The 14,129-nt window shown below is 74.6% G+C and carries 16 protein-coding genes; 10 read left to right on the forward strand and 6 right to left on the reverse strand.

All coding sequences use genetic code 11. The features are described from left to right. Window positions 1-1,124, reverse strand: a 1,124-nt coding sequence (locus H1A17_RS20550; protein ID WP_194822684.1) for an HAD-IIIA family hydrolase, incomplete at its 3' end; no start/stop codon positions are given. 184 nt (window positions 1,125-1,308) lie between these two features. Here H1A17_RS20550 and H1A17_RS20555 point away from each other — a divergent pair. Further along, window positions 1,309-1,758, forward strand: a complete 450-nt coding sequence (locus H1A17_RS20555; protein ID WP_309236825.1) for an SRPBCC family protein — start codon at window positions 1,309-1,311, stop codon at window positions 1,756-1,758. Between the two features lie 89 nt (window positions 1,759-1,847). Then, a complete protein-coding gene (locus H1A17_RS20560; RefSeq protein WP_145918834.1) occupies window positions 1,848-2,615 on the forward strand; it encodes a polyprenol monophosphomannose synthase in 768 nt (255 codons plus the stop codon). Between the two features lie 28 nt (window positions 2,616-2,643). Here H1A17_RS20560 and H1A17_RS20565 read toward each other — a convergent pair whose 3' ends face one another. Continuing rightward, window positions 2,644-4,248 (reverse strand): NAD(P)/FAD-dependent oxidoreductase, encoded by a 1,605-nt coding sequence (locus H1A17_RS20565; protein WP_145918833.1) that lies wholly within the window; start codon window positions 4,246-4,248, stop codon window positions 2,644-2,646. 70 nt (window positions 4,249-4,318) lie between these two features. On the opposite strand from H1A17_RS20565, the gene H1A17_RS20570 reads away from it, so the two are divergent. Then, window positions 4,319-5,752 carry an aldehyde dehydrogenase gene (locus H1A17_RS20570; RefSeq protein WP_194822686.1) on the forward strand — a complete coding sequence of 478 codons (1,434 nt, stop codon included), beginning with the start codon at window positions 4,319-4,321 and terminating at the stop codon, window positions 5,750-5,752. 51 nt (window positions 5,753-5,803) lie between these two features. Here the strand turns inward: H1A17_RS20570 and H1A17_RS20575 are convergent, their stop codons facing one another. Continuing rightward, window positions 5,804-6,205 (reverse strand): ChaB family protein, encoded by a 402-nt coding sequence (locus H1A17_RS20575; RefSeq protein ID WP_145918831.1) that lies wholly within the window; start codon window positions 6,203-6,205, stop codon window positions 5,804-5,806. A gap of 167 nt (window positions 6,206-6,372) precedes the next feature. Here H1A17_RS20575 and H1A17_RS20580 point away from each other — a divergent pair, with 167 nt between their 5' ends. The 4 genes from H1A17_RS20580 (at window position 6,373) to H1A17_RS20595 (ending at window position 8,728) form a co-directional block, all read left to right on the forward strand. After that, a complete protein-coding gene (locus H1A17_RS20580; RefSeq protein WP_194822687.1) occupies window positions 6,373-7,356 on the forward strand; it encodes a YihY/virulence factor BrkB family protein in 984 nt (327 codons plus the stop codon). Window positions 7,357-7,418: 62 nt separating this feature from the next. After that, on the forward strand, window positions 7,419-7,835 hold the full coding sequence (locus H1A17_RS20585) for a DUF2795 domain-containing protein (protein ID WP_145918829.1): 417 nt from the start codon (window positions 7,419-7,421) through the stop codon (window positions 7,833-7,835). Window positions 7,836-7,887: 52 nt separating this feature from the next. Further along, window positions 7,888-8,349: an SRPBCC family protein gene (locus H1A17_RS20590; protein ID WP_145918828.1), complete on the forward strand. Its 462-nt coding sequence runs from the start codon at window positions 7,888-7,890 to the stop codon at window positions 8,347-8,349. Between the two features lie 115 nt (window positions 8,350-8,464). Next, window positions 8,465-8,728 carry a hypothetical protein gene (locus tag H1A17_RS20595; protein WP_145918827.1) on the forward strand — a complete coding sequence of 88 codons (264 nt, stop codon included), beginning with the start codon at window positions 8,465-8,467 and terminating at the stop codon, window positions 8,726-8,728. Window positions 8,729-8,849: 121 nt separating this feature from the next. Here the strand turns inward: H1A17_RS20595 and H1A17_RS20600 are convergent, their stop codons facing one another. Beyond that, the gene (locus H1A17_RS20600; RefSeq protein WP_194822688.1) at window positions 8,850-10,190 is read right to left on the reverse strand and encodes a sugar MFS transporter; all 1,341 of its coding nucleotides are present in this window, start codon (window positions 10,188-10,190) and stop codon (window positions 8,850-8,852) included. A 161-nt stretch (window positions 10,191-10,351) separates the two neighbouring features. Here H1A17_RS20600 and H1A17_RS20605 point away from each other — a divergent pair, with 161 nt between their 5' ends. After that, on the forward strand, window positions 10,352-10,564 hold the full coding sequence (locus tag H1A17_RS20605; protein WP_194822689.1) for a hypothetical protein: 213 nt from the start codon (window positions 10,352-10,354) through the stop codon (window positions 10,562-10,564). Between the two features lie 18 nt (window positions 10,565-10,582). On the opposite strand, the gene H1A17_RS20610 is transcribed toward H1A17_RS20605, so the two are convergent. After that, on the reverse strand, window positions 10,583-11,416 hold the full coding sequence (locus H1A17_RS20610; protein WP_194822690.1) for a hypothetical protein: 834 nt from the start codon (window positions 11,414-11,416) through the stop codon (window positions 10,583-10,585). Window positions 11,417-11,621: 205 nt separating this feature from the next. Here H1A17_RS20610 and H1A17_RS20615 point away from each other — a divergent pair, with 205 nt between their 5' ends. Further along, complete coding sequence (locus tag H1A17_RS20615; protein WP_194822691.1) at window positions 11,622-12,551, forward strand: hypothetical protein; 930 nt, start codon at window positions 11,622-11,624, stop codon at window positions 12,549-12,551. 190 nt (window positions 12,552-12,741) lie between these two features. After that, on the forward strand, window positions 12,742-13,107 hold the full coding sequence (locus H1A17_RS20620; protein WP_145918822.1) for a DUF6401 family natural product biosynthesis protein: 366 nt from the start codon (window positions 12,742-12,744) through the stop codon (window positions 13,105-13,107). 66 nt (window positions 13,108-13,173) lie between these two features. On the opposite strand, the gene H1A17_RS20625 is transcribed toward H1A17_RS20620, so the two are convergent. Then, window positions 13,174-14,046 carry a hypothetical protein gene (locus tag H1A17_RS20625; RefSeq protein ID WP_145918821.1) on the reverse strand — a complete coding sequence of 291 codons (873 nt, stop codon included), beginning with the start codon at window positions 14,044-14,046 and terminating at the stop codon, window positions 13,174-13,176. Window positions 14,047-14,129 lie beyond the last annotated feature (83 nt).

Here is a 14,129-nt window from a genome sequence, read left to right on the forward strand (position 1 = left end):
GGCGGCACCCGGTCGGCGCGGACCCGCAGTCGCGGATCGTCGCCGGTGGGCAGGGCGAAACCGGCGGCGGCGGCCAGCGACAGCGCGCGTTCCGGCTCGGGCAGCCCGGCGGGGACCCGGTGCCGCACGTCGAGCAGCGAGCCCGGGTAGTCGTCGCTGATCGCGCTGACCCTCGGCACGCCGGCCAGCCGCAGCAGCAGCGCCAGCGGCAGGGGCGACTGGTGGAACGAGGTGAACACGACCGCCTCGTCGGCCCGTACGGCGCGCAGCCGGTCGGTGAGCCGGTCGATGTCTGCCGGGTCGACCGGGTCGGGTGCGCCGTCGATCCAGGGCAGCGGCCACTCGACGATCTCGTCGACGCCGGGCAGCAGGGCGGCGGCGTCGCGGCCCCGGGGGCCGCAGAGCAGCACGACCCGCTCGGCGTACGCGGCGACGGCCCGGACGGCCGGGCCGGTGACCAGGACGTCCCCGGCGGAGTCGCTGCGGACCACCAGTACGGTGCCGGCCCGGTGCGGCGGTGGCCCGGCGACCAGGGCGGACCGGGTGAGGATCAGCTCCACGGCGGCGGGCAGGTCGGCGGCGACCTGCCCGGCGGCGGCCACCTCGACGGCCCGGGTGGTGGGGGTGGGCACGAGCACCCCGGCGGCGCCGGCCGCGGCGGCGGCGCCCAGGTCGGCGGCGATGTCCCCGACCAGCACGCAGCGGTCCGGGGTGGTGCCGAGCGCCCGCGCGGCGGCGTGCACCATGCCGGGCGCGGGTTTGCGGCAGGCGCAGCCGGCCCGCTCGTCGTGCGGGCAGCACTGCCAGGTGTCGAAGGGGCCGAGCAGGTCCTCGACCCGCGCGTTGACCGCCCGCAGCTGGGCGGCGGTGAACAGCCCCCGGGCCAGCCCCGACTGGTTGGTGACCACACCGAGCCGCAGCCCGGCGGCGCGCAGCCGGTCCAGCGCCGCCCGCGCACCGGGCACCGGGCGTACCTTGTCGGGGTCGCCGTTGTACGGCACGTCCTCGATCAGGGTGCCGTCCCGGTCGAGCAGCACCGCGTCGTACAGTGCGCGGCCGCCCCGGCCAGTGACCGGATCAACCCGGCCTGACCTGCGCTGATACGGCTCCGCGTCCCGTCGCACGGGCGGCGGGTTCCCGAGGCCCCGGGGAGTAAACCTGGCCCTACCGGGCGGTACGCCGCCCGGCCCGCTCCCCGGCACGCGCCGTCGACCCGCCCGCGTCGGTGCAGCGTTACCCGTCGGCCCGGAGAAGCTAACGCGGCGGGTTAGGCCGGGCGGGCCCGGGTACTGCTCAGCGGTGGCAGTCGTGGAGAAAGTGATCGATGCACCCCCGCAGCAGGTCTTCGACGTGCTGGCCGACGGTTGGACGTACAGCGACTGGGTGGTCGGCACGGTGCACGTACGCGACGTCGACGCGCAGTGGCCCCGGGTCGGCACCCGACTGCACCACCGGGCCGGTCCCTGGCCGTTCTCCCTGGAGGACGCCTCGACGGTGCTGGTCTGCGAGCCGCCGCACCGGCTGGTGCTGCGGGCTGGATTGTGGCCGGCCGGGGAGGCGGTCGTGGTGTTCACGCTGACCCCGACCGGGGACGGCGCGACCCGGGTCCGCATCGGCGAGGACTTCGCCGCCGGCCCGTTGCGCTGGGTCCGCAACAAGCTCAACGACCTGGTGCTGCACCAACGCAACCGGGAGACGCTGCGCCGGCTCTCCGACATCGCCACCCGGCAGAAGGCCGACGCGCGCACCGAACGGTGACCGGACGGTCGCGGGGAGCCTCGGCGGGGGTCCGCCGGGCTTTTGGCTACCCTGTGGGGGAATGCCGACCGCGACTGAGGATGTCCGAGATGATCGAACCCGTGGAGCTGCCGTCACCGTGGCGGGACGCACGCCTGACCGTCGTGGTCCCCACCTACAACGAGGCGGGCAACCTCCCGGTGCTGGTCGACCGGCTGCTGGCCCTTCCGCTGCCGGGCCTGAAGGTGCTCGTCGCCGACGACAACTCGCCGGACGGCACCGGTGAGGTGGCCGACAAGCTGGCCATCGAGAACCCGGACCGGGTGCAGGTCGTGCACCGGGCCGGCAAGGAGGGCCTGGGCCGGGCGTACGTGGACGGCATCGGCCGGGCCCTCGACGACGGTGCCGAGTACGTGGCGCAGATGGACGCCGACCTGTCGCACCCGCCGGAGGCGCTGCCGGGGATGCTGGGCGCGCTGCTGTCCACCCGGGCGGGGGTGGTGATCGGTTCGCGGTACGTGCCGGGCGGGCAGCTCGACGAGGCGTGGCCGCTCTACCGGCGCGCACTCAGCGGCTGGGCCAACCTCTACGTGCACACCCTGCTGCGGGTGCGCATCCGCGACCTGACCGCCGGCTTCAAGATCTGGCGGGCCGACGCGTTGCGCGACATCGGCCTGCACCGGGTGCAGTCGAACGGTTACAGCTTCCAGGTGGAGATGCACTACCTGGCCACCAAGCTGGGGCACACCATCCTGGAGGTGCCGATCCGGTTCGAGGAGCGGCGCGACGGCATGTCCAAGATGACCACCGCGACCAAGGTGGAGAGCGCGCTGATGCCGTTCAAGCTGCGCACCCGGCACCGCAACCTGGACTCCTGACCCCGTACCGGGGTCGTGGGTGGACGGTTCAGCGGTAGAGCGTCCGGTGCGCGGCGTCGATGACGCCGGCGTACACGCCGCCGGTGACGGCGCGGTCGCGGGCCAGCGCCGCCCGGGCGGCGTTCGCGCCGGGCGCGCCGTGCACCCCGCCGCCGGGGTGCGCCGACGCGCTGGCCAGGTAGAGCCGGTCGACCGGGGTGTCGGCCCGGCCCAGGCCGGGGATCGGGCGCAGGAACAGCTGCTGGTACGCCGCGGCGGTGCCGCCGCCCAACGCCCCGCCGACCAGGCTCGGGTCACCCTGTTCCAGCTCGGCCGGCCCGGCGACGTGCCGGCCGACGACCAGGCCGCGGAACCCGGGGGCGGCGGCCTCCAGCACGTCCTCCATCCGCTGCACCTGCCGGGCGATGTCCTCGGCCCGCCAGTGCCGCCGGAACGGCAGGTGGGTGTACGCCCACAGCGACTCGGTGCCGGCCGGCGAGTGCGTCGGGTCGGCGGTGGTCATCTGCCCGGCCAGCAGGAACGGGGTCGTCGGGATCTCACCCCGGGCCAGTTCGGCGGAGTAGCCGGTGAGCCCGTCGAGGTCGGCGCCCAGGTGCACGGTGCCGGCGCCGGCCACCGCCGGGTTGGTCCACGGCAGCGGGGCGGACAGCGCCCAGTCGACCTTGAGGGTGGAGCCGTCCCAGCGGAAGTGGGCCAGGTCCTCGACCAGCCGGGGCGGTAGCTGGGCGGCCCCGACCAGGTCCAGGTAGAGGGCGGGGGCGGGCACGTCGGCGAGCACCGCCCGGCGGGCCCGCCACAGCTGTCCGTCGACGGTGCGGACGCCCATCGCCCGGCCCCGGGCGGTCAGCACCCGGTCGACCTCCGCCCGGTAGCTGATCCGGCCGCCCCGTTCGGTGAGCCGGGCCACCAGCGCGTCGGTGATCCGCTGCGCGCCGCCGACCGGCACCGGCCAGCCGATCTGTTGGCCGAGCATGGCCAGCAGCCAGCCGTACACGCCGGAGCCGGCTTCCTCGGGGGACAGGTCGGTGTGCAGGGCGCAGCCGGCCAGCAGCGCGGGGCCGCCCTCGCCGGTGAACAGTTCCGCGCCGAGCTTGCGGACCGGCAGGACCAGGCGGCGGGCCAGCCGCAACGCGCCGCCGACCCGCAGTTGGCGTAGCAGGCCCAGCCCGCCGCGTACCGGGGGGAACGGGGTGGTGATGGCGTCGAGCATCGGCCCGGACACCTGCGCCCAGTCGGCGTACGCGTGCCGCCAGCGGTCCCCGTCGCCGGGGGCGAACGTCTCCAGCGAGGCGGCGGTGCTGTCCAGGTCCCGGTTGATCACCGCGGCCCGCCCGTCGGGCAGCAGGTGGGCCAGCACGTCGGGGGCGTGCGTCCAGGTCAGCCCGTGGCGGGGCAGGTCGAGGCCGGCCAGCACCGGGGAGGCGTACCCGAGGGGGTAGAAGGAGCTGTACAGGTCGCTGAGGTAGCCGGGGGCGGTGACCTCGGCGGAGCGGACCGCCCCGCCCGGCGCGCCGGTCGCCTCCAGCACCAGGACGTCCCAGCCGGCGTCGGCGAGCAGGTTGGCGGCCACCAGGCCGTTGTGTCCGGCACCGATGACGACGGCGTCCGCGGTGTCCGTGCCCGGCGAGATCATCAGATCCGGCTACCCGGCCGGCAACCGGGCGAAACGCGTTTGCTTCGGCGGGAGCGGGGCATCCCGCCGCATGTACCGGGTGGAGCAACTCATCGGTGGGGTGTGGGGCGCGGGCGGGGCGGGCGGTGAGCTGACCGTACTCGATCCGGCGGACGGCAGGCCGGTCGGCACCGTGCCGGTGGCGACGGCGGACGAGGTCGCCAAGGCGGTGGAGGCGGCGCGGGAGGTGGCCGCCGAGTGGGCGGCGACGTCGGCGGCCGGGCGGGCGCACCTGTTGCACGAGGCGGCGGACGCGGTGGCGGCGACGGCCGAGGAGTTGGCCGCCGCGACGACGGCGGAGATGGGCAAGCCGCTGGGCGACGCCCGGGGCGGGGTGGCGGCCGGCGTCGGCACCCTGCGCCAGTACGCCGAGCTGGGCCCGCTGCGCGGCGGCCGGACGCTGCACGGCGACGGCGACGCGATCGACTTCATGCTGCCGCAGGCGCGGGGGGTGGTGGCCGCGATCACCCCGTGGAACGACCCGGTGGCGGTCTCCTGCGGGCTGCTCGGCGCGGCCCTGGTCACCGGCAACGTGGTGCTCTACAAGCCGAGCGAGCGGACCCCGGTCACCGGGTGGCTGCTGGCCCGGCTGTTCGACGGGGTGTTCCCGGCGGGGGTGCTGTCCCTGCTGACCGGGGGCGCGGAGGTGGGCGCGGCGCTGGCCGCGCAGCCGGTGGACGTGGTGGCGCACGTCGGGGCCACCGCGACCGGCCGGGCGATCGCCGCGGCCTGCGCCCGGACCGGGGCGAAGGCGCTGCTGGAGAACGGCGGCAGCGACCCGCTGGTGGTCGACGCCGGGGTGGACCCGCGCTGGGCGGCCGAGCAGGCCGCCCTCGGGGCGTTCGCCAACGCCGGGCAGCTCTGCGTGGCGGTGGAACGGATCTACGCGCACCGCGACGTCGCCGAGGACTTCGTCGACGCGCTGGTGGAGCGGGCCGGGGCGCTGGTCGTCGGGCCGGGCCGGGACCCGGCGACCGAGTTGGGCCCGCTGGTCGACCGGCGGCACCGCGACCAGGTGCACGGGCAGGTCACGGCGGCGGTGGCACAGGGGGCGACGCTGCGCGCCGGTGGGGTGCTGCCGGACGGGCCGGGGGCGTTCTATCCGGCGACGGTGGTCACCGACTGCCGGCACGAGATGACAGTGGTCCGGGAGGAGACGTTCGGGCCGGTGGCGGCCGTGGTCACGGTGGACTCGTTCAGCGAGGCGCTGCGGTGTGCCGCCGACTCGCCGTACGGGCTGGCGGCGACGGTGCTGACCGGGTCGATGAGCCACGCCCAGCGGGCCTGGCGGGAGCTGCCGGTGGGCACCGTGAAGGTCAACGCGGTGTTCGGGGGCGCGCCGGGTGGTGCCGCGCAGCCGCGCCGGGGCAGCGGCCAGGGCTTCGGGTACGGCCCGGAGCTGCTGGACGAGTTCAGCACGGTCAAGGCGGTGCACCTGCAACCGCCGGCCGGCGGGCACTGGTGAACCGGGGCCGCCCCTGACCGGGGCGGCCCCGCGTTCCGCGCGTACCGCCGGTCAGTCGCCGCGGGCCTTGCGGGTGGCCCGGTTGTTGGCCTTCTCGATGGCCTTGACCAGTTCCGGCTTGGTCATCCGGCTGCGGCCGGGCACGTCCAGTTTCTTCGCCACCTGCATCAGGTGGTCCTTGGTGGCGTTGGCGTCCACCCCACCGGCGGTGGGGGCCCGGCGGGCGGGGCCGCCGCCTTCGGCCTGCCGGTCGCTGGGCCCCTTGCGGCCCTTCGGTTCCCAGTGGTCGCCGACCTTCTCGAAGCTGTGCTTGACGGCGGCGAAGGCGGCGCGGTGCGCCCGCTCCCCCTCGCCGTAGGTCTCCACCGCCGAGTCGTGCGTCTTCTCCCAGGTGCGCTGCGCCTTCTCCGGGGAGCGTCGCAGCGTGCTGGGCAGTACCTCGCGCCCGGGCATCCCGTCCTCCTCCGCGTCGACTTCGTCTGGCTGACCGAACGGTTCCCTGCGCCCGCACCGGCAAACGCCGACGTCGGGTTTGTCGATTTCCGCCGTCGGGTACCGCCCCGCCCAGACGCGCGCCGGACGCCGGGTCCGCCGGGTCGTCGGGCGACGAGGAGCCGAGCATGGCAGCGACGACGGAGCCGGCCGCGGTCGCCGGTGGCGGGTCGGAAATGCGCGTGCCCCGCCGGGTACGCCAGTTGAGCTGGTCGACCTGGCGCGGGGTGCTGGTCCGCAGCGGCCGGAGCTTCGTGAAGGACAACTGCGCCGACTGGGCGGCGGCGTTGACCTACTACGGCGTGCTCGCCCTGTTCCCGTCCACGGTCGTGGTGGTGGCCCTGGTGGGGCTGGTCTCCGACGGCGAACGGACGGTGGACACCGTGCTGGACCTGGCCCGCGACATCGGGGCCGGCTCGGTGGTCGGCAACGAGGGTTTCGTGTCGGTGGTGCGCACCGTGGTCGACCAGCAGAGCGGGACGAAGGTGCTGCTCAGCTTCGGTCTGCTGGGCGCGTTGTGGTCGGCGTCCGGGTTCATCGGCGCGTTCACCCGGGCCTCCAACGCGATCTACGGGGTCGAGGAGGGTCGCCCGTTCTACCGGCTGCGCCCGTTGCAGATCGGGTTGGCCGGGTTGTCGCTGCTGCTGCTCGCGGTGGTGGCGCTGGGGTTGATCGTCAGCGGCCCGGTGACCGACGCGGTGGGCGACCTGGTGGGTGCCGGCGGGCTGGCCCGGACGCTGTGGAGCGTCGCGAAGTGGCCGGTGCTGGCGCTGGTGATGATGACGCTGTTGTCGCTGATGTTCTGGATCGCCCCCAACGTCCGGCAGCCCCGGTTCCGCTGGCTCACCCCGGGCGGGGCGGTGGCGTTGCTGTCCTGGATCGTCGTCTCCTTCGGCTTCGGCCTGTACGTGGCCAACTTCGGCTCGTACGACGTCACCTACGGCAGCCTGGGCGCGGTGATCGCCTTCCTGGTGTGGCTGTACCTGTCGAACTCGGCGCTGATGTTCGGGGTGCAGATCAACGCGGAGTTGCAGCGGGGGCGTCGGTTGCAGGCGGGCGAGGACGACCCGGGTGAGCCGGTGCTGCCGCCGAAGGCCACCGCCGGTTCGTGACCCGTCGGGTCCGGCGTCCGGGCCGGTGTTTCCCCGGGGCGGGCGCGGGTAGCACAACAGGCATGGAACGTGGCAGCAGCAAGCACGCACCGAGGGTCGATGACCAGATGAGCCAGGAGGTCAGCGGCCTCGTCCAGGGGTCGGGGGCCGGTGGCTCGCGGGTCGAGGAGTTCCGCGAGGCGGAGCCGGCCGGCGAGGACCAGCCGGGGGCGACCACGGCACCGGCGGGCGACCTGCGCACCGGCACCCCACAGGGGATGAGTCCGCAGGACGTGGAGGCGCGCAGCCGGCTGGGTCGGTTCATCACGATGACGGCCCTGCCCGGGGACCGGCTGACGCTTGTCGCCAACGCCCGGGAGAACGACGCGCCCGACGACCTCGTGGCCGCCCTGGAGCGCCTGCCGGAGGGCACCCGTTTCCAGACGATTTCCGAGGTGTGGGCCGCACTCGGGCACCGGAACGAGACGACGCGTTGGTGACCGGATCGGCCCACGATCCGGATGAGCACCAGCGGCCAGAGGAGGATTTCGCATGAGCGGCGTCATCGAGCACGTGGACGTGTCGGTACCGGTACGGACCGCCTACGACCAGTGGACCCAGTTCGAGGAGTTCCCCCACTTCATGGAGGGGGTGCAGGAGGTCCGGCAGTTGTCGGAGACGATGACCCACTGGACGGTGGAGATCGCCGGGGTCAAGCGTGAGTTCGACGCCGAGATCACCGAGCAGCTGCCCGACGAGCGGGTGGCCTGGAAGTCGACGGGCGGCACCCAGCAGGCCGGTGTGGTGACGTTCCACCGGCTCGACGAGGACAACACGCGGGTGACCCTGCAGATGGACTTCGAGCCGCACGGCGTGGTCGAGCAGGCGGGCGACAAGCTGGGTGTGGTCGACCGGCGGGCGAAGGGCGACCTGGAGCGGTTCAAGCAGTTCATCGAGCGTCGCGGTCAGGAGACCGGGGCGTGGCGCGGGTCGGTCGACCGTCCGCAGCCCTGATCCCCTTCTCCCCCGACACGGACGCACCGCCCCGACGGCCGCCGGTTTCCCCGGCGGCCGTCGCCGGTCCGGGGTCCGACCGTTTGCGATCATCGGGTCGGGGTACCGCGAAGGTATGACGGACAACGACGGCAGGGTGTGGCGGGACGAGCAGAGGACGCCGCTGGAGGAACTGGACCGGGCGATCGCCCGGTCTACCATCGACGGGCAGGCCGACGACCCGACCGGCAACGACGCGGGCGAGGAGGCCGCCTTCGGGCACGGCCCCGAACCGGTGGACCGGGGTGCCGGCCCGCAGGCCGAGCGCCGGGAGATGACCGACACCGAGCGCGCCTACCGCCCCTCCACGACGGGCCGTACCGGGCCCGACACCATGTGACGTGCCTCGGCGTCGGCGGCATGGGGCGGATGATGCGGTGTCCCGGTCGATCGGACACCGCAGCATCGGCGCAGAGGCCCGATCGGGCGGCGACGGCTCAGCCCGATCGGGCGGAAACGGCTCAGCCGGCGGGCGGCGCGGCGGTCCGGCGGGCGGCGGCCGCGTGCGCCACCAGCAGCGCCACCGCCAGCACCGTCAGCACCGGGCCGAGCAACCGCACCGACGTGTCGCCGAGCAGCACCCCGAGCCCGGCCGGGATGAGGGCCGCCCCGATCCCGGCGGCGCCGATCTGCACACCGATCACCCGGTCGGCGTGCGCACGGCCGACCCGTTCCGCCGTGCTCAGGGTGAGCAGCGGGAACACCGGTGCGGCGGCGAAGCCGAGCACGACCAGGCCGAGCACCGTCACCCAGCCCGGGGCCGGCAGCGCGATCAGCGCCGCCCCGACGGCCATCCCCAGCAGGCTGCCCCGCAGCACCCGGGTGGTGCCGAGCCGCTCGGCGACCAGCCCCTGCACCACCCGGCCGACGAACAGGCTGCCCCAGTACCCCGAGACGCTGAGCCCGGCGACCGCGTCGGGCAACCCCCGCCCCTCGGTGAGCAGCAGGAACGCGTAGAGCCCGGCGGACACCTCGATCGCCACGTAGACGGCGAAGGCGAGCGCGCCGAACCAGACGGCGGGCAGCCGGAGGGTTTCCCCGATCCGCACCCCGGCCGGCACCGCCGCGTCGTCGACCGACCCACCACGCCCGGCCCCCGTCGCGTCGTCGACCGACCCGACACGCTTGGCCCCCGCCGGCCCGTCGACCGGTCCGGGGCGGCCGGCCGGTGCGACGACGGTGTCGTCGGGCCGCGCACCGACCGTCCGGTCGACCGGCGCGGAAGGCGGCGGGCCGCCCGTGCGGTCCCGCCACGCGCCGACGGTGAGCGCGAACGCGGTGGCCAGCGCGAGCTGGGCGGCGGCGGTGACCGCGTACCCCCAGCGCCAGCCCGCGCCGGTGCTCAGCATGGCGGTCATCACCAGCGGGCCGATGGCCACGCCGAGGCCGAAGAAGGCGTGCATCCAGTTCATGTGCCGGGGGCCGAACGCCCCGGCGGCGTACGCGTTGAGGCCGGAGTCGATCGCCCCGGAGCCCAGGCCGAGCACCAGCGCACAGCCGACCAGCACGGTCAGCGCCGGTGCGCTGGCGTAGCCGGTCAGCGCGAGGCTGGCCAGCAGGGTGCTGCCGGCCAGCAGCCGGCCCACGCCCAGCCGGGCGAGGGTGAACCCGGCCAGGACACTGGAGGTCAGGTACCCGATCGTGCCGGCGGTGAGCACCAGCCCGACCGCGCCGGTCGGTACGCCGAACTCGGCGCTGATCGAGGGCCAGCCGACGCCGAGCAGGCCGTCGGGCAGGCCGAGACTGACGAAGGCGAGGTAGGCGAGCAGGAGCAGGGAGGTACGGGGCGGGGCGACGGACACGGACGCTCATCCTGCCGCATCACCGAGAACGGGTCGACGTGATTGTCGCCTCCCCCGAACCGGTGGTTTGGAACGCCCGGACGGGCAGTAAACCGGACAGGTCGTCCAGAATCCGCCGTTCGGCTGACGGTAATCCGAACGGGTCGCGCAAGACTTTCGGGATGCAACAGGGCTCCGGTTTCCTCACCCCTCGTCAGCGTCGCCTGGCTTGGCTCGGCTTCCTGCTCGCCGCCATCCAGGCCCCGGTCTCCGCTAGGTTCTCCTCCGACGACTCGTGGCTGTTCAGCCTCTGCGTCGCGCTCATGGTGGCCACCGTGATCATCGCCGACGACGCCGGCCGTCGTCGCCCGGCCGACGCCACCTCCGCGGACTGACCCGCCCGGCGGCCCCCGTCAGGGGGTCGGGCCGGGGAACTCCCGCTGCGGGCAGCTCAGCGGCCGGGCCGGGTCGATCCGGTGCAGGGCGTAGGCGGTGCCCTGGGTCGGGACGTGCGTGCCCGGCGCGCGGTCGCCGGTCTGGATCAGGGCGTGCCAGCCGGTGCGCTGTGCGGTGTACCGGGTGCAGCCGTCGATGACCTCGGTGTGCTGCCGGGCCGCCACGGTGGCCCGGCCCTGGACGAAGCTCGTCGGGTCGGCCGGGTCGCTCTCGGCCAGCAGCAGCGAGGACGCAGCCGTCGTGGTGTGTGCCCAGAACGACTCCCCCGCCGTCAGCCAGAGGTCGGCGACGGTGACCACGTCGTGGTCGACCAGGCTGGAGAAGGTCAGGTCGGGGTCGGACGCGCCCGTGGTGCCGGAGTGCGTCACCGGCGGCAGGGTGATCGTGGTGGTGTCCGTCCGCTGCTGCACCCAGTACACGCCGGGGGTGTACGCGCTGACCACGGCCGTGTAGGCACCGAACGGCCGGTGTCCGGCCGTGGAGTCGACCACCACGAAGTCGGTGCGGCCGAGCCCGTAGACGCTGGTGGCGAGCGTGCTGCCGGCGGCGTCGCGCAGGGTCAGGTCCCAGTCGGCGGTGGCGGCGGGCTGGACGGCGACCACCGACCAGTGCCGCTGGTAGGTGCGGTAGGTGTAGTCCTGCGCGGTCCGGGCGATCTGCACGTCGCCGTCGCCGAGCGCGGTGCCGGCCACGGCCGCCCCGGGGTGGGCGAGCGGCACGGTCAGGGCCAGGGCGACGGTGCCGGCGAGGCGCGCGGCGAACCACCGGCGGGCGGAACGGGACAGGGCCATCGGTGGGATTCCTTCCGGGTGGGATCTGGACTGTAGCGACGCCAGCCCGTCCGGGGCGTCGTCCCGCGCTGTCGGATATCGGCCCCGCCGCGGCGGCCACCGGTGTGCGACCTTGTCGGCATGCCGCACACCCGGCACCGGGCCCGGCACCCGCCGCGCCCCGGTCGCCGTACACCGGCACCCCCGACCCCGAGGAGCGCCGACCGTGACCAGACGACCGACGGTGTGGACGTGGCTGCTGAGCCTGCTGGCGGTGGTGGCGCTCACCCCGACCCCGGCGTCGGCCGCGCCGCCGGTGGGCGAGCGGGACGCCCGCGACCTCGCCGCCGTCCGCAGCGCCGCCGCGCAGGCGTCGTGGTCCACCGGCCCGGTCGCGCCCGGCGTCACCCAGGGCTGGGTGTGGAACAACGCCAACCCGCTGAACGCCGCCTACCAGGTGGGGCTGTCCCCCACCGGGGCCGGTGACCTGACCCCCTGCCAGTTCGAGGTCACCCGGACCTGGTACTCCCGGGAGCCGGGCGGCGAGCGGCGGTTCCACTTCGTGGTCCGCAACAGCGGCACGATCACCTGCACGGCCACCGTCCTGCTGTCCTGGCTGACGCCGACCCACGACTGGTCGACCGGTGCGCTCGCGCCCGGGGCCAGCGGCAACTACGGCTGGGTGGAGCAGATCCCGCCCACCGTGTCGTACCTGCTGGGGTTGACGCCGACCGGGGCGACCACGACGGCCGCCTGCCAGTTGGAGATCACCCGCAGCTGGTACCGGCAGGAGCCGGACGGGGTACGCAAGTTCTACTTCGTGCTCCGCAACAGCGGCACGATCACCTGCTCCGGTCAGTTCCAGCTCGCCCAGACCGACCCGTCGGCGTCGTGGTCGACCGGGACGCTCGCCGTCGGGGCCTCGGCCACCTGGACCTGGAACAACGCCAACCCGCTGAACGCGGTCTACCTGCCCGGACTGGCCCCGACGGGGGCCGGTGGCGGCACCGCCTGCCAACTGGAGGTGACCCGGAGCCGGTACGTGCAGCGGGCCAACCCGGACGGCTCCCGGCAACGGCAGTACGTGCTGACCGTCGGCAACGTCGGGCAGTTGCCGTGCGGCGGCACCGTGCTGCTCGGGTCACTGACCCCCTGACGGCCGGGGGCGGATTCCGACGCCGCGTCCCGTTGCGGTCCGCCCCGACGCCGACGGTGGCCGGTGCGCCGTCTGCCCGTCGGGGCGCGGATCGGTCCCGGTGGCGGAGGGCCGGCCGACCGGCGGGGGAACCCGTACCGGCCGGGTGGCCGACTCCGCCGGGGTTACCGGGTGGTTAACCTCGTTCCTCATGCGAGTGCCGTACCCCCAGGTCGCGACCCGGACCGCCGTGCGCGCGGCGCGCTCCCACCTGGCCCTGCTCACCGCCTCGGTCGGTGCCCCCGGCCTCGCTGCCGCCGCGGCCCGGCCCGGCCTGCTCGCGCTGGTCGACCAGCACGCCGCGGCGATCAGGGACAGCCTCGACGGTGACCGCCGCCCGCTGACCCCGGCCGCCCTGGCCGGCTACGCCGAGGGGGTCCGCGACACCGCCCGCGCGCACGGCCTGCTCCCCGACGGCGCGGCGGACTTCACCGCTCCGGACTGGGTGCTGGTCCGTCTACTCGCGGTCTGCGCCCTGGCCCGCACCCTCGACCCCCGGCACCTCGACCCGGCCTGACCCACCCGGGTACGCCGGCAGGGGTGCCCGCGCCACGCGCGGACACCCCTGCGGTGTGTTGCCGACTCAGCTGCCCGGACGGCCGAACTGCTGGGTCTCGTCGCCGGAGCCGGACTGGTAGGTGCCCCGGCCGCCGGCCATCGTGCGGGCCTCGTCGACGCGCGGCATGGCCTGCGTCCGCTCGCCGCCCCGGTCGGCCATCTGCCGGCCCATGTCGCCCTGCCCGGCCGCGCGGGCCCGCCGGTGCTCCTGGACCGCCCGCGACTCCTCGGCCGCCCGGTCCAGCCAGCCGTCCCAGCGGGACTGCATCGGCTTCACCAGACCGCCGCCGACGCCGACGATCAGGATGCCGGCCACGGTGGCGAGCACCGCGATCAGGACCGGCGTGGTGACCGTGGTGGCGATGCCGACCTGGTTCAGCGCGGCGATCACCCCGAGCGCCAGGATGAAGACGGCCACGAGGTCGGCCAGCACCTTGCCGTACGACAGGCCGCCGAGCGCACCGGAGACCAGGTCCCGCACGGCGTTGGCGATGGCGGCGGCCACGACCACGATGACGATCGCGATGAACGCCCGCGGCAGCCAGGCCACCACCCCCCGGATGAGGTCGCTGATCGCGTTGGGTCCCCACACCCCGAACGCGAACTGCAGGGTGAACAGCAGCACCGCGTAGTACGCGAGCCGCGCCAGGATGTCACTGGCGTCGTACTTGGTGCGTTCCAACGCGCGTCTGATCCCGCCCCGTTCGACCGCCCGGTCGAAGCCCACCCGTTCCAGCGCCGCGTCCACGATCTTGAGTACCGCGCGGGCGATGAGCCAGCCCACCACGAGGATGACGATGAACGCGATGGCTCTCGGCACGAACAGCAGCACCGACCGCCACATGTCGGTCAAGGCGCTACCGATGTCGACCTGCCTGACCGCAAGGGTTTCCGGCATGATGTCCCTCCTGTCCAATGGACTGCGCCGCCCGGTTACCCGTCCGCCGCAGCAGCACGCCGGAGAATCCGCACCGATTTTCC

Source organism: Micromonospora sp. S-DT3-3-22 (genome assembly GCF_015354745.1).
Classification (GTDB): domain Bacteria; phylum Actinomycetota; class Actinomycetes; order Mycobacteriales; family Micromonosporaceae; genus Micromonospora; species Micromonospora wenchangensis.

Excerpts from the sequence above, each read along its gene's own strand:
- H1A17_RS20625 (WP_145918821.1), bottom strand. The coding sequence starts at position 14,046 with ATGCCGGAAACCCTTGCGGTCAGGCAGGTCGACATCGGTAGCGCCTTG.
- H1A17_RS20585 (WP_145918829.1), top strand. The coding sequence starts at position 7,419 with ATGGAACGTGGCAGCAGCAAGCACGCACCGAGGGTCGATGACCAGATG.
- H1A17_RS20610 (WP_194822690.1), bottom strand. The coding sequence starts at position 11,416 with ATGGCCCTGTCCCGTTCCGCCCGCCGGTGGTTCGCCGCGCGCCTCGCC.
- H1A17_RS20565 (WP_145918833.1), bottom strand. The coding sequence starts at position 4,248 with ATGATCTCGCCGGGCACGGACACCGCGGACGCCGTCGTCATCGGTGCC.
- H1A17_RS20560 (WP_145918834.1), top strand. The coding sequence starts at position 1,848 with ATGATCGAACCCGTGGAGCTGCCGTCACCGTGGCGGGACGCACGCCTG.
- H1A17_RS20620 (WP_145918822.1), top strand. The coding sequence starts at position 12,742 with ATGCGAGTGCCGTACCCCCAGGTCGCGACCCGGACCGCCGTGCGCGCG.
- H1A17_RS20590 (WP_145918828.1), top strand. The coding sequence starts at position 7,888 with ATGAGCGGCGTCATCGAGCACGTGGACGTGTCGGTACCGGTACGGACC.
- H1A17_RS20605 (WP_194822689.1), top strand. The coding sequence starts at position 10,352 with ATGCAACAGGGCTCCGGTTTCCTCACCCCTCGTCAGCGTCGCCTGGCT.
- H1A17_RS20580 (WP_194822687.1), top strand. The coding sequence starts at position 6,373 with ATGGCAGCGACGACGGAGCCGGCCGCGGTCGCCGGTGGCGGGTCGGAA.
- H1A17_RS20575 (WP_145918831.1), bottom strand. The coding sequence starts at position 6,205 with ATGCCCGGGCGCGAGGTACTGCCCAGCACGCTGCGACGCTCCCCGGAG.
- H1A17_RS20595 (WP_145918827.1), top strand. The coding sequence starts at position 8,465 with ATGACGGACAACGACGGCAGGGTGTGGCGGGACGAGCAGAGGACGCCG.
- H1A17_RS20570 (WP_194822686.1), top strand. The coding sequence starts at position 4,319 with ATGTACCGGGTGGAGCAACTCATCGGTGGGGTGTGGGGCGCGGGCGGG.